Source organism: Pseudooceanicola nanhaiensis DSM 18065, assembly GCF_000688295.1.
Classification (GTDB): domain Bacteria; phylum Pseudomonadota; class Alphaproteobacteria; order Rhodobacterales; family Rhodobacteraceae; genus Pseudooceanicola; species Pseudooceanicola nanhaiensis.
The window spans coordinates 1,106,310-1,120,022 of the sequence record NZ_JHZF01000013.1; the positions used below are offsets into that span (position 1 = coordinate 1,106,310).

Genomic DNA, 13,713 nt, shown 5'->3' on the forward strand with positions numbered 1-13,713 from the left:
CGCGGCACGGCCGCAGCACGCCCCCGCGGCCATGCCGCAGCAAGCAGATGCCTGATACGCCAGAGCTCGCCATCATCCCCCGCCTCGTCCTCGTCACCGGCCCGTCCGGCGCCGGCCGCTCGACCGCGATCCGGGTGCTGGAGGACCTCGGCTACGAGGCGATCGACAACATGCCGATCAGCCTGCTGCCGCGGCTCATCGACGGCGGACAGCCGGGGCGGCCGCTCGCGCTCGGGATCGACGTGCGCAACCGCGACTTTTCGACCGGCGCGCTGATCGAGACGATCGACGGATTCGGGGCCGGCCGCGAGGACAGGATCGAGGTGCTCTACCTCGACTGCCGCCCCGACGTTCTGGTGCGGCGCTATTCCGAGACGCGCCGCCGCCATCCGCTCGCGCCCGCCGAAAGCCCCGAGGTGGGCGTCGAGCGCGAGATCGACCTGCTCATCCCGATCCGGGCGCGGGCAGACTTCCTGATCGACACCTCCGACCTGAGCCCCCACGACCTGCGCGCCGAGATGGAACGCTGGTTCACCGTGACCCGGGGGCAGTCCATGGCGGTGTCGGTGCATTCGTTTTCCTACAAGCGCGGGGCGCCCCGGGGGCTGGACATGATGTTCGACACCCGGTTTCTGCAAAATCCCTACTGGCAGAAAACCCTGCGCGACCTGGACGGGACCGGGACCGCGGTCCAGGAGTATGTTGCGGGCGATCCGCGCTTCCCGGCCTTCTTCGACAAGGTGGTCGATCTGTGCGACATGCTCCTTCCGGCCTACGTGGCCGAGGGCAAGGCGCACCTCGCCATCGGGTTCGGGTGTACCGGCGGGCAACACCGTTCGGTCACCCTTGCGGAGCGGCTGGCGAAGTCCCTTGCGCAGCGTGGCTGGCAGGTGTCAATTAGGCACCGGGAGCTCGAGCGACGCCAGGCGGCAGCCCATGTCTGACCAGTTCCCGGGAAGAGAGGTTATCCGGTCTTGATCGGTATCGTGATCGTCGCTCATGGAGGGCTCGCCCGGGAATATCAGGCGGCGATGGAACATGTCGTGGGCACCCAGAACGGGGTCCGCGCGATCTCCATCGAAGCCAACCACGACAGGGCGGGCAAGCAGCGCGAGATCTGCGCCGCGGCCGACAGCGTGGACAGCGGGGACGGGGTCGTGCTCGTCACGGACATGTTCGGGGGCTCGCCCTCGAACCTGAGCCTGATGGCCTGCCAGCCCGAAAACCGCCGGATCCTCTACGGCGCCAACCTGCCCGCGCTGATCAAGCTGGCGAAATCGCGCCACATGGCCTTGCCGGATGCGGTCCGGGCTGCGACCGAGGCGGGACGGAAATACATCGACAGCCAGAACGTCGGCCGGGTCGACTGAACGACGAAGCAGAGGTTCCATGAGCAACAAGATCATCCGCAAGCTCGAGATCGTGAACGAGAAGGGGCTTCACGCCCGCGCCTCGGCGAAGCTTGTGGAGGTCGTCGAGGGATTTGACGCCCGTGCGGAAGTATCCTGCGACGGGCAATCCGCGCCGGGGGACAGCATCATGGGGCTTTTGATGTTGGCAGCCTCCCGGGGAACAACTATTGAGGTCGAAACCTCCGGCCCGGACGCCGAAGCGCTTGCCGATGCACTCGAGGCACTCGTCGCGGACCGGTTCGGGGAAGAGATGTAGCCCTGCGGGGCAGTGGGTGGCGTTTGGTGGACGGGGCGCAAAATCCGGGGATGCGCGCGGCGGGTGCCGAGACCGGCCCGCCCGTCCGCTATGACCGCCGCAGCCTGACCTATTCGACCAGTTTCGAGAATCCGTGGAAGCGGAATGTCATCCGCACCATGGAATGGATGACCGGCAAGCTGGCCATCCTGCGCATGATACGTGAGTTCGAGCGGCGCGGCCCGCCGGAGGATTCGACCTTCTGGGCGGCCTGTCTCGACGTGATGCGGATCGACGTGACGACCCCCGAGGCGCAGCTGCGCAACATCCCCGCGACCGGGCCGGTGGTGGTGGTCGCGAACCACCCGCACGGCATGGTCGACGGCATGGTGCTGGGCCACGTGATCGCGCGGGTGCGCGACGATTACCGCATCCTGACGCGCAACCTGCTGACCGGCATCGACGAGGTCGCCTCGCGTTTCCTGATCCCGGTGCCCTTTCCGCATGATCCCGAGGCGCAGCGCAAGTCGGTCGCGATGCGGGCGACGGCGATGGATCACCTGAAGGCGGGCGGGCTGGTCACGCTGTTCCCCTCGGGCGTCGTCGCCGCCTCGCAGACGGTCTTCGGACCGGCGGTCGAGGCCGAATGGAACGTCTTCACCGCCCAGCTGATCCGCCGGAGCGGCGCGACGGTGGTGCCGGTCTACTTCCCGGGCGCCAATTCACGCTGGTATCAGGCGGCCAACCGCGTCTCGGCCACGCTCCGGCAGGGTCTGCTGCTGCACGAGATCGTGCATTCTTCCGGCAAGCCGCAGGCGCCGGTGATCGGGGCGCCCATCGGTCCGGACGACATGGCGCGGCTCAAGGATGATCCGCGCGGCTTCATGGAATGGCTCAGGGCGCACACGCTGGCGCTTGGCGCTCAGCAGGGCGCGGCGAAGACCGCGACCCAGTAGGGCCGCCCGTCGGCGACCGCAAAGGCTGCGCCGGAATGGGTCGCATCCGGATTCAGGATGTTCTCGCGATGCGCTCGGCTCCGCAGCCATGCGGCGACGGTCTCGGTCACGTCTTCCTGCCCGAAGGCGATGTTCTCGGCCGCCATGCACCACGCGTAGCCCGCGGCCCGCATCCGCTCGCCCGAGGTCCGGCCATCGCGGGAGCGGTGGTCGAGGTAGCCGTGCCGCGCCATGTCCTGCGCGTGGTAGCCGGCCGCGTTGTCGAGCGCGGTGTCGCGGGCCAGTGGCGGCAATCCGTGCCCGGCGCGGGCGGCGTTGATCGCCTGCACCAGCGTCGGGATGATCCGCGCCACGGCGTCCGGCGCGACGGTGAGCTGCTGGGCCGGGGCAGCGGTGGCCATCAGCAGGGCGAGGGCGAGAGCGAGCCTCATGTCATCAATCTCCTTGCCAGCCGGCGCTGATCCTCGAGGACGCGCGGCAGGTCGATGGTCGTCACATGGAAATCCCGCACCACCTGTCGTCCCTCGACGAAGAGGTGGCGCACCTGCGTCGGCCCCGCGAGCAGGAGCGCGGCCGGGTCCCAGCTGCCGGCGCTTTCCACGCCGCTGACGTCCCAGATCGCGATGTCCGCCCGCTTGCCCGGGGCCAGGCGGCCTGTATCGGGCCGGCCCAGCACATCCGCGCCGCCGCGGGTCGCGATCTCGAGCGCCTCGCGCGCGGACATGGCGTCGGCGCCGCGCGCGACGCGCTGGAGGAGCATCGCCTGCCGTGCCTCGGCCACGAGGTTGCCGCTGTCGTTGGAGGCCGAGCCGTCAACCCCGAGCGCCACCTTCACCCCCGCGTCCCGCATCGCACGCACCGGCGCGATGCCCGAGCCGAGGCGGCAGTTCGAGCAGGGGCAATGGGCGATGCCGGTGCGCGAGCGCGCGAAGAGGTCGATCTCGGCCCCGTCGAGCTTCACGCAATGGGCGTGCCAGACGTCCTGCCCGGTCCAGCCGAGGTCTTCCGCGTACTGGCCGGGACGGCAGCCGAACCTGGCCTGCGAATAGGCGATGTCCTCGTCGTTCTCGGCCAGGTGCGTGTGCAGCATCACGCCCTTGTCGCGGGCCAGCAAGGCCGCCTCGCGCATCAGGTCGCGCGACACCGAGAAGGGCGAGCAGGGGGCGATGCCGACGCGGACCATCGCGCCTTCGGAGGCGTCGTGATGGGCGTCGATCACCCGGACGCAATCCTCGAGGATCGCCGCCTCGGCCTCGACCAGCACGTCGGGGGGCAGGCCGCCGTCGCTTTCGCCGATGCTCATCGCGCCGCGGGTCGGGTGGAAGCGCAGGCCGATCTCGCGCGCCGCGTCGATCGTGTCGTCGAGCCGGGCGCCGTTCGGATAGAGATAGAGATGGTCGCTGCTCATCGTGCAGCCCGAGAGCGCCAGTTCGGCGAGCCCGGTCAGGGCCGACACGCGCATCTCCTCGGGGCCGAAGCGCGCCCAGATCGGATAGAGCGTCCTGAGCCAGCCGAAGAGCAGCGCGTCCTGACCGCCCGGCACCGCACGGGTCAACGTCTGGTAGAGGTGGTGATGCGTGTTCACGAGCCCGGGCGTCACGACGCAGCCACGGGCATCCACGGTCTCTCCGGTCGTCGTCAGGCCTTCGCCGATCTCCGCGATCACGCCGTCGCGGATCAGGATGTCGGCGCGGGACAGCTCCTGTCGGGCGTCGTCCATCGTCAGGATGGTGCCCGCGCGGCGGATCAGCGTCTCGGCCATCGGTCAGCCCGCCGCGAAGGGCGCGACGATCTCCAGCGCGGCGCGGTGGATCTCGGGGTTGGCGGCGGCGATCGCGCGGCCGCCCATGTGGGTCTTTCCGCCCTGCCAGTCGGTGACGATGCCGCCTGCGGCCTCGATCACCGCGATCGGCGCCTGGATGTCGTAGGCGTGCAGGCCCGCTTCGATCACCAGGTCGATCTGACCGGCGGCGAGCAGAGCGTAGGCGTAGCAATCCATCCCGTAGCGCACCAGCCGGACGCGGTCGGCCACGGCGCGGAAGCCGTCGCGGTCCTGCGGCGTGCCGACTTCGGGGAAGGTGGTGAAGAGGATCGCCTCGTCCAGCGTCGCGGTGCGCCGGGTGGCAAGGCGCCGCGCGCCGAGCGGCCCGGTCCATTGCGCCGCTCCGAAGCCGCCCCAGAAGCGTTCGCCGGTATAGGGCTGGTCGATCATGCCGAAGCTGGGGCCCTCGGGTCCGCCCACGGCGATCAGCACGCCCCAGGTCGGGGTGCCGGACATGAAGCCGCGGGTGCCGTCGATCGGGTCGAGCACCCAGGTCAGGCCGCTGGTGCCTTCGGAATGGCCGAATTCCTCGCCGAGGATGCCGTCGTCAGGCCGCCGTTCGGCCAGGATCACGCGCATCGCCTCTTCGGCGGCGCGGTCCGCGACGGTGACGGGGTCGAAATGGTCCGCGGCCTTGTTGTCGGCCGCAAGTCCGCCCTCCGCCCGAAAATGGGGGAGGATGGCCCGCCGCGCGGCATCCGCCATCGCGTGGGCCGTCTCTGTGATGTGTGCCGCCTCGCTCATGTGCCTGCCCGCCTGTGCCCGCGCCGTGTGATCCGACGGCTAACGCAGGCGGGCTGCGTGCTCAAGCGACGTCGGACAGGACCCGCGCCAGTTCGAAGAGCCGGCGGCGCTGGTTCTCGGGAATCGCGTAGTACGAACGAATGAGGTCCAGCGCTTCCTTGTCGCCCATCAGGTCTGCGGGGATATCGTTTGTCGATTCCTTTCCCGCCGACTCGGAGTCGAGGCCTTCGAAGAAGAAGCTCACCGCGACGTCCAGCGCGTCCGCAATGTCCCACAGCCGAGAGGCGCTGACGCGGTTCGCGCCAGTCTCGTACTTCTGGATTTGCTGGAACTTGATCCCGACGCGTTCCGCCAGCTGCTGCTGGGTCATGCCGACAAGCCACCTACGGTGGCGAATTCTCTTGCCGACATGCACGTCTACTGGGTGGGTCATTAGCGCGGCTCCCTCAGATTTCAGTCATTCACACCCGCACTGGCGCCGGTCATCGGGCCAGTCGGTTGAGTTACCTATTGTTTCCTTGCGCCACGCATCCCAATAGCGCCAAAAAAGAATACCAGTATTTGCAAACCGATCAAGGAAGATGCGGTTTACGTTTGGTAACTGTTCCTTACGTCAACGTCATTTCACGTCAATTCCTTACGCTGCGTAAACCTGACGCGGCCCGCGCGCGCCCGGGGGCGTCCGCGCGCACCGGCCGGCGGTTTGACAGCCGGGGCCCTGTCGCCCTAACTCGCGCACAGGTCGATGCGGAGGAGGTGCAGATGCGCGCGTACAGGGTGGTTGAAGCGGGGCAGGGGGCCTCACTCGTGGAGGTTGATAAGCCCTTGCCGCAAAAGGGGTGTACGGTGGTGCGCGTGCACGCCTGCGGGTTGAATTTCGCGGACCTTCTGATGACCGAGGGAAAGTACCAGGAAACCCCCGAGCCGCCCTTCACCTTGGGCATGGAAGTGGCGGGCGACGTGGTGGCCGAGGATCCCTCGGGCGATGGTCCGAAAGCGGGCACGCGGGTCGCCGTCTTCGGCGGAAATGGTGGCCTATCCGACTACGGATTGTTTCCAACCGAACGACTCGTGACGCTGCCCGACTCGGTCGGATATGCCGAGGCGGCGGCGGTGCCGGTCGCCTATGGCACCAGTCACGTGGCGCTGGAGCACAAGGCGCGGCTGCAACCGGGCGAGACATTGCTGGTGCTGGGCGCCGCCGGGGGCGTCGGGCTGACGGCGGTCGAGATCGGCAAGCTCATGGGGGCGCGGGTCATCGCCTGCGCCCGCGGTGCCGAGAAGCTCGACGTCGCCCGGGCGGCAGGCGCCGACCACCTGATCGACGCGAAGTCCAAGGACATCCGCGAGGCCGTGCGTGCGCTCGGCGGGGCCGACGTGGTCTACGATCCCGTGGGCGGCGAACAGTTCGAGGCCGCCTTCCGCGCGACCCGGCCCGAGGGGCGCATCCTGGTGATCGGCTTCGCCAGCGGCAAGGTGCCCGAGGTGAAGCCGAACCACATGCTGGTGAAGAACATCGACCTGCTCGGCTTCTACTGGGGCGGCTACATGAAGTTCCGCCCCGCCGTGGTGACCGACAGCCTCGCGCAGATCTTCCGCTGGCTGGAGGAGGGCCGCATCCGGCCGCACATCAGCCACCGCCTGCCGCTCGACCGCGCGGGCGAAGGGCTCGAGCTTCTCCGGCAGAGGAAGTCCACCGGCAAGGTGATCATCGAGCCCTGAGCGCGCTCAGGCGCGCTTCTTGATCTCGTGCAGGGGGCGGACATGGGTGTCCGTCCCGGTGAAACCGGAGCAGAGCATGTCCGCAAGCCGCGAGGCGACGTCGTTCTCTCCGCGCGGTTTGCGGTAGAGGCAGATCTTCTGGGTGCCGAGCGCCGGCAGGTCGCCGCCATGCTCCACCCGCACCAGCATCGGCGGCTCGGTGCCTTCCAGCATCGCGCCGATGGCGAGGTCCGCGCTGATCGTCGCCTCGACGGTGCGGTCCGAGGCGGTCTCGACCGCGTTCTCCCAGTCTATGCCGGCGCTCTCCATCGCCCGGATGGCCGAGCCGCGGAAGATGCAGGTCCGGGCCGAGGCATAGCGGATCGGGCGCTGCCGCCACGCGCTGCCGCCCGGCGCGCCGATCCAGCAGAGCGGGCGTTCGTCCAGCACCTCGGCATTCGGATCGGGCGCGGATTCGGTCGTCATGATCACGTCGATCTCGCCCTTCGCGAAGGCGGGCTTCAGCATCGAGGTATAGGCCGAGATGAGCTGCACCTTCATCCGCGGAAACTCCGCGTTGAACCGCTGCAGCACCCGGGGCAGCACCGGGTAGACGATGTCATGGGGCACGCCCAGCACCACCTCGCCCTCGAAGGTGGGGCAGGTGAGGCGCGTCATCGCCTCGTCGTTCAGCTCCACGATGCGCCGGGCGTAACCGAGCAGCTGCTCGCCCGACGCCGTGAGCTCGATCCGCCGGTTGGACCGGTCGAAGAGCGACACGCCCAGCGTCTCCTCGAGCCGCTTGAGCTGCATCGAGACGGCAGATTGCGTGAAGTTCAGCATACCGGCAGCGCGCGTGACACCGCCATGCTCGGTCACCGCCACGAAGGAGCGGAGCGCGGTCATGTCGAGGTTTCTCATATCATCACCATCCTTGATGAAGATGTCCAAAAGTATTCATTTTCAACATTGATCACAGCGCGCCATATACATCAACAGAAATCATTGAAGCACCATTTGACATCAAGTTCAGGAAAGGATGAAGGCCATGGCTTCGATCACCTCCCGCCGCCCCGCCTATGTTCCCGGTGGCCGCCCCTCCTCGCTCATCGGCCGGGCGTTCGCCTACTTCGGCCTCTGCGCCAGCCGCCAGTCCCTCTCCCGGCTGGACGACGCGATGCTGAAGGATATCGGCGTCACCCGTGAGCAGGCGCTGAAGGAATCCAGACGCTGGGACGTGCCGCAGAACTGGCGTCGCTGACCGGGATCCCGACATGCTGACAGGAAAGTGATGGCCGCGTCCCGCCGGGGCGCGGTTTCGCTTTTGAATATCTTGAAATTGCTGGCACCATTCCCGATATTCGACAGGAACCCTGGTGAGGGGCAATTGCTAACTTTCGGAGGAATGGATGGCTGAACCGAGAACGATCCGACAGACCACAGGCGTGCGTGGTGCCGCGGTCGTCGACGAGGGCCTGCGCGCCCACATGAACAAGGTCTACGGGACGATGTCCGTCGGCATGCTGCTGACGTTCCTCGTCGCATGGGCTGTCGGCACCAGCCCCGACCTCCTCGCGGTCTTCCGCGATCCCCAGACGCTTCAGCCGAATATCCTCGGCTGGATTGTCATGTTCGCTCCGCTGATCATGGTCTTCGCCTTCGGCGCGGCGATCAACCGCCTGTCCGCCGCCGGCGCGCAGCTGTTCTTCTACGCCTTCGCGGCGGTGATGGGCCTGTCGCTGTCGTGGATCTTCGTGGCCTTCACCGGCATGTCGATCGCACAGGTGTTCCTGGTGACCTCGATCGCCTTCGCGGGCCTGTCGCTCTGGGGCTACACCACGAAGAAGGACATCTCGGGCTGGGGCGCGTTCCTGATCATGGGTGTCATCGGCATTCTGGTCGCCTCGATCGTCAACATCTTCCTCGGCTCGCCCGCGCTCTACTTCGCGATCTCGATCCTGGGTGTGCTGATCTTCGCCGGCCTGACCGCCTACGACACGCAGAACATCAAGAACACCTACCTGCAACACGCGCATTCCGGTGACAGCGAGTGGCTGGGCAAGGCCGCCATCATGGGCGCGCTGAGCCTCTACCTCGACTTCATCAACATGTTCATGTTCCTGCTGTCGATCTTCGGCAACCGCGAGTAACGAACGGCGCGCCGCTCCCCGCGGCGCCTCCGGTCGAACACGAAGCCCCCGGCATCGCCCGGGGGCTTTTTCGTTGCCGCGCATCGAACCATCGCGGCGAGCCACCCGGCGCCCCGGCCGCCCCCGAGGTCACTTGCCGCGCGATTTCAACAAGTTGGCACCGCCCGGTCACAGCTTCGGAAGCAACGCAATTTCGCCTTGTAACCCGCAGCTTCGCACGGCTATACCCGTCGGCGGAGACGTGGCCGAGTGGTCGAAGGCACACCCCTGCTAAGGGTGCATACCGGAAACGGTATCGAGGGTTCGAATCCCTTCGTCTCCGCCACTACCCTCCTTCTTCCGAGAAACGATCTCCCGCCACGGGCCCTCCGCTTCCGCGCCGGGGCCCGTCCGCGTGCTGCGTTGTCCGCGCGGCACCACGTTGACATCCGCTCTGAAACGCGATTATTTTACGTTCTGAAATAAATGCGATGCGACCCGGGAGGAGGGTCGCAGGGAGGCGCAATCTTGTATCTCGGGTTGGACGTGGGGACCTCGGGCCTTCGGGCGCTGCTGGTCGATGATGCGGGCACCGTGGTCGGCGCCGCGGAGGCGGGCTATCCGGTCGCGCATCCCGCGCCGGGCTGGAGCGAGCAGGACCCGGCGGACTGGGTCTCGGCCTGCGAGAGGGCGGTCGCCGCGCTGCGCGAGACCCATCCGGCGGAGTTCTCGGCGCTGAAGGGCATCGGGCTGAGCGGGCAGATGCACGGGGCGACCCTGCTCGACGCCTCCGGCGCGGTGCTCAGGCCCTGCATCCTCTGGAACGACACGCGCTCGCATGTCGAGGCGCGGGCGCTCGACGCGGCCCCCGGGGTGCGCGACCTGTCGGGCAATATCGTCTTCCCGGGCTTCACCGCCCCCAAGCTCGCATGGGTCGCGAAGCACGAGCCTGAGGTCTTCGCGGCAGTCGCGAAGGTCCTGCTGCCCAAGGATTACCTGCGCTACTGGCTGACCGGCGAACATATCGGCGACATGTCGGACAGCGCCGGGACCTCGTGGCTCGACACCGGGGCGCGGGACTGGTCGGACGCGCTGCTCTCTGCGGGTGGCATGCGGCGGGACCAGATGCCCGCGCTGGTCGAGGGCTCGGCGCCGGGCGGGACGCTCCGGACCGAGCTTCTCAAGGCCTGGGGGCTGCCCGGGCCGGTGACCGTGGCGGGCGGCGGCGGCGACAATGCCGCGGCGGCCTGCGGCGCCGGCTGCTTCCGGGACGGGCAGGGCTTCGTGTCGCTCGGCACCTCGGGCGTGCTTTTGGCGGCCAAGGACAGCTATGCGCCCGATCCGGCCTCGGCCGTGCACACCTTCTGCCACGCGGTGCCGGGCACCTGGTACCAGATGGGCGTGATCCTGGCCGCGACCGACTGCCTGAACTGGCTGTCGCGCACTCTGGGACAGGAGCCCGCCCGGCTGGCCGAGCATGTGCCCGACCGCATCGCGGGGCCGTCACACATCCTGTTCCTGCCCTATCTCTCGGGCGAACGGACGCCGCACAACGACAGCGCGATCCGCGCGACCTTCGCCAATGTCGACATCGGCGACGGCCCGGAGCAGCTGACGCAGGCGGTGATGGAGGGCGTCTCCTTCGCGCTCCGCGACTGCCACGAGGCGCTGAAGGGCACCGGCACGCAACTGACGCGCCTCCTGGCGGTCGGCGGCGGCACCCGGTCCCGCGGCTGGGTCGAGACGCTGGCGACCGTGCTGGGCGTGCCGCTCGACCTGCCGGCGAAGGGCGAATTCGGCGCGGCGCTCGGCGCTGCCCGGCTTGCCATCGCGGCGGTCACCGGCGGGCCGCTCGACGTGATCATGGCGCCGCCCGAAATATCCGAAACCATCGAGCCGCGCGCGGATCTCACCGCAGCCTATGACGAGGCCCATGCGAAGTACCGCGCGCTCTATCCCCAGATGAAGGCAATCCTGACATGAGCACCGGCTTCTTCCGCGACATCACCGAGATCCCCTTCGAGGGGCCCGACAGCGCCAACCCGCTGGCCTTCCGCCACTACGACCCGGACGAGGTCGTGATGGGCAAGGCGATGAAGGACCACCTGCGCTTCGCCGTGGCCTATTGGCACAGCTTCTGCTGGCCCGGGCTCGACCCGTTCGGCGGGCAGACCTTCGAGCGGCCGTGGTTCGGCGACGACATGGCGAGCGCCAAGGCCAAGGCGGACGTGGCCTTCGAGATGTTCCAGCTTCTGAAGGCGCCCTATTACTGCTTCCACGACGCCGACGTGCGGCCGGAAGGCGCGGATTTCGCCGAGAACACCCGCAACCTGCAGGAGATCGTCGAGGTCTTCGCGCGGAAGCAGGAAGAGACCGGCATGAAGCTCCTCTGGGGCACCGCGAACCTTTTCGGCCATGCGCGCTACATGGCGGGCGCGGCAACCAACCCGGACCCGGAGGTCTTTGCCTTCGGTGCCGCGACCATCAAGACCTGCATGGACGCGACCCACGAACTGGGTGGCGAGAACTACGTCCTCTGGGGCGGCCGCGAAGGCTATGAGACGCTCTTGAACACCGACCTCGCGCGGGAGGACCAGCAGCTTGGCCGGATGCTGAACCTCGTCGTGGAATACAAGCACAAGATCGGCTTCAAGGGCACGATCCTCGTGGAGCCGAAGCCGCAGGAGCCGACCAAGCACCAGTACGATTACGACGTCGCGACGGTCTACGGCTTCCTCAAGCGGCATGGCCTCGAGAACGAGGTGAAGATGAACATCGAGCAGGGCCACGCGATCCTCGCCGGCCACAGCTTCGAACACGAGATCGCGCTGGCCGGCGCGCTCGGCATCTTCGGCTCGATCGACATGAACCGGAACGACTACCAGTCCGGCTGGGACACCGACCAGTTCCCGAACAACGTGCCCGAGGTGGCGCTGGCCTATTACCACATCCTGAAGAACGGCGGCTTCACCACCGGCGGCACCAACTTCGACGCCAAGCTCCGGCGCCAGTCGCTCGACGCGGAGGACCTGCTGATGGCCCATGTCGGCGGCATGGACATCTGCGCGCGCGGCCTGAAGGCGGCGGCCCGGATGCTTGAGGAAGGCAGCCTCGCCGGGTTCGTCGAGGATCGCTACAAGGGCTGGGACGCGCCCGAGGCACAGGCGATGCTGAAGGGCGAGGTCTCGCTCGACGACATCGCGGCGCGGGTCGAGGCACAGGGGATCAATCCGAAGCCCCGCTCGGGCCGGCAGGAATACCTCGAGAACCTCGTGAACCGCTTCGTCTGAGGCGCAGGGCCCGGGCGTCGCTCCGGGCCTGCCGCTCGCGGTCCGGGGGTGGTCGTCAGGGGAGGGACGCCATGAGATGGACTTTGCTCTTTCTGCTGGGGGCCGGGGCGGCTGCGGCCGGTGACCTCGGACCCCGGCCCGTCTTCCCCGAGGTGGGCATGGCCGAGGTCGAACTCGGCCGGCTCCTGTTTTACGACCCGGTGATCTCGGGCAACCGCAACATCTCCTGCGGGACCTGCCATCATCCGACGCTCGGAACCTCCGACGGGATGTCGCTTTCCGTCGGCGAGGGCGGTGTGGGGCTCGGGCCGGACCGGGTGCTCGACCCCCGCGATCTGCCGGAGGAGCGCCTGCCGCGCAATGCGCCGGGCCTCTGGAACCTCGGGGCGACGGAATTCACCGTGATGTTCCACGACGGCCGGCTGGAAGAGGCGGCGGATCAGCCTGACGGGATCCGGACGCCGCTCGGCGCCGACATGATCCGCGGCTTCGATACGGTCCTTTCGGCCCAGGCGATGTTCCCGGTCCTCTCGGGCGACGAGATGGCCGGGCATTATTCCGAAAACGACGTCTCCCAATCCGTGCGGCTGTCGAACCTCACCGGAGACACCGGCGCCTGGGTGCGGATCGCCGACCGGGTGGCGGAGATCCCCGAATACCGCGAGATGTTCGACGCGGTGCTGGGCGCGGGCGCGCCGATCCGCTTCACCGACATCGCCAACGTGATCGCGGATTTCATCACCTTCGAATGGCGCGCGGACGAGAGCCCGTTCGACACCGCGATGGCCGGCGGGCCGCCGCTGTCCGAGGGCGCCGAACGGGGCCGTATGCTCTTTTACGGAGAGGCCGGATGCTCGGCCTGCCATGCGGGATGGTTCCAGACCGACCACGGTTTCCACGCCATCGCGATGCCGCAGCTCGGTCCCGGAAAGGCCGCCCGGTTCGAGGCGCATTCCCGAGACGAGGGCCGCATCCGGGTCACCGGCGACCCGGCGGATGCCTACCGCTTCCGCACCCCGTCGCTTCGGAACGTGACACTGACGGCGCCGTATGGTCACGACGGCGCCTACGCGACGCTGGAGGGGGTGGTGCGTCATCACCTCGACCCGGTGGCCTCCCTGCGCGCCTATGACCGGAGCCAGGTCGTGCTGCACGAGCTGCCCGGAGCGGAGGACTGGACGATCATGGACGCGCCCGACGAGGTCGCGCGCATTGCGGACGCCAATGAACTGGAGCCGCTGGCGCTGAGCGACGGTCAGGTGGACGACATCCTCGCGTTCCTCGCGGCGCTGACGGATCGGGAGGCCGCGGAGGGAAGGCTCGGCGTGCCGGATACGGTGCCGAGCGGGTTGCCGGTCGACCGCTGAGACCTCGGTGGCCGGGCGCGCGGCGCGTGGCATGGACGCGGCAGAGATGCGGTCGGG

General features: G+C 68.1%; 15 protein-coding genes and 1 tRNA gene. 11 read left to right on the forward strand and 5 right to left on the reverse strand.

The genetic code is table 11. From position 1 onward, the window contains the following. The first annotated feature begins 47 nt into the window (after window positions 1-47). Genes rapZ through Q344_RS24135 form a run of 4 tightly spaced genes read left to right on the forward strand, consistent with a single transcriptional unit; the run spans window position 48 to window position 2,603 of the window. Window positions 48-944 (forward strand): RNase adapter RapZ, encoded by an 897-nt coding sequence (gene rapZ, locus Q344_RS0115440; RefSeq protein WP_028287541.1) that lies wholly within the window; start codon window positions 48-50, stop codon window positions 942-944. A gap of 30 nt (window positions 945-974) precedes the next feature. After that, entirely contained in the window at window positions 975-1,370 is a 396-nt protein-coding gene (locus tag Q344_RS0115445; protein ID WP_028287542.1) for a PTS sugar transporter subunit IIA, read from the forward strand. A 19-nt stretch (window positions 1,371-1,389) separates the two neighbouring features. Beyond that, window positions 1,390-1,668, forward strand: a complete 279-nt coding sequence (locus Q344_RS0115450; RefSeq protein WP_028287543.1) for an HPr family phosphocarrier protein — start codon at window positions 1,390-1,392, stop codon at window positions 1,666-1,668. Between the two features lie 50 nt (window positions 1,669-1,718). Next, a complete protein-coding gene (locus tag Q344_RS24135) occupies window positions 1,719-2,603 on the forward strand; it encodes a lysophospholipid acyltransferase family protein (protein ID WP_051630670.1) in 885 nt (294 codons plus the stop codon). Here Q344_RS24135 and Q344_RS24140 read toward each other — a convergent pair. From Q344_RS24140 to Q344_RS24145, 4 genes are all read right to left on the reverse strand, one after another. Then, on the reverse strand, window positions 2,570-3,034 hold the full coding sequence (locus Q344_RS24140) for a CAP domain-containing protein (RefSeq protein WP_051630672.1): 465 nt from the start codon (window positions 3,032-3,034) through the stop codon (window positions 2,570-2,572). The two genes, Q344_RS24135 and Q344_RS24140, sit on opposite strands and share 34 nt — an antisense overlap. Further along, window positions 3,031-4,365, reverse strand: a complete 1,335-nt coding sequence (locus Q344_RS0115465) for an 8-oxoguanine deaminase (protein ID WP_028287544.1) — start codon at window positions 4,363-4,365, stop codon at window positions 3,031-3,033. Before Q344_RS0115465 ends, Q344_RS24140 begins: the two co-directional genes overlap by 4 nt. A gap of 3 nt (window positions 4,366-4,368) precedes the next feature. Beyond that, window positions 4,369-5,169, reverse strand: a complete 801-nt coding sequence (hisN, locus tag Q344_RS0115470; protein ID WP_028287545.1) for a histidinol-phosphatase — start codon at window positions 5,167-5,169, stop codon at window positions 4,369-4,371. A gap of 61 nt (window positions 5,170-5,230) precedes the next feature. Further along, window positions 5,231-5,602 (reverse strand): helix-turn-helix domain-containing protein, encoded by a 372-nt coding sequence (locus Q344_RS24145; RefSeq protein ID WP_036539312.1) that lies wholly within the window; start codon window positions 5,600-5,602, stop codon window positions 5,231-5,233. 329 nt (window positions 5,603-5,931) lie between these two features. Between Q344_RS24145 and Q344_RS0115485 the strand changes: the two genes are divergently transcribed. Continuing rightward, a complete protein-coding gene (locus Q344_RS0115485) occupies window positions 5,932-6,891 on the forward strand; it encodes an NADPH:quinone oxidoreductase family protein (RefSeq protein ID WP_028287546.1) in 960 nt (319 codons plus the stop codon). 6 nt (window positions 6,892-6,897) lie between these two features. On the opposite strand, the gene Q344_RS0115490 is transcribed toward Q344_RS0115485, so the two are convergent. Beyond that, window positions 6,898-7,791: a LysR family transcriptional regulator gene (locus tag Q344_RS0115490; protein WP_028287547.1), complete on the reverse strand. Its 894-nt coding sequence runs from the start codon at window positions 7,789-7,791 to the stop codon at window positions 6,898-6,900. Window positions 7,792-7,918: 127 nt separating this feature from the next. Here Q344_RS0115490 and Q344_RS0115495 point away from each other — a divergent pair, with 127 nt between their 5' ends. From Q344_RS0115495 to Q344_RS0115520, 6 genes are all read left to right on the forward strand, one after another. After that, the gene (locus tag Q344_RS0115495; protein WP_028287548.1) at window positions 7,919-8,131 is read left to right on the forward strand and encodes a DUF1127 domain-containing protein; all 213 of its coding nucleotides are present in this window, start codon (window positions 7,919-7,921) and stop codon (window positions 8,129-8,131) included. Window positions 8,132-8,279: 148 nt separating this feature from the next. Beyond that, complete coding sequence (locus tag Q344_RS0115500; RefSeq protein ID WP_028287549.1) at window positions 8,280-9,020, forward strand: Bax inhibitor-1/YccA family protein; 741 nt, start codon at window positions 8,280-8,282, stop codon at window positions 9,018-9,020. 235 nt (window positions 9,021-9,255) lie between these two features. Beyond that, window positions 9,256-9,345: transfer RNA gene (locus tag Q344_RS0115505), tRNA-Ser, on the forward strand. Window positions 9,346-9,527: 182 nt separating this feature from the next. Beyond that, window positions 9,528-10,982, forward strand: a complete 1,455-nt coding sequence (gene xylB, locus Q344_RS0115510) for a xylulokinase (RefSeq protein WP_028287550.1) — start codon at window positions 9,528-9,530, stop codon at window positions 10,980-10,982. Continuing rightward, entirely contained in the window at window positions 10,979-12,289 is a 1,311-nt protein-coding gene (xylA, locus tag Q344_RS0115515; RefSeq protein ID WP_028287551.1) for a xylose isomerase, read from the forward strand. The genes xylB and xylA overlap by 4 nt, the downstream gene beginning before the upstream one ends. A gap of 71 nt (window positions 12,290-12,360) precedes the next feature. Then, window positions 12,361-13,656: a cytochrome-c peroxidase gene (locus Q344_RS0115520; RefSeq protein WP_028287552.1), complete on the forward strand. Its 1,296-nt coding sequence runs from the start codon at window positions 12,361-12,363 to the stop codon at window positions 13,654-13,656. Window positions 13,657-13,713 lie beyond the last annotated feature (57 nt).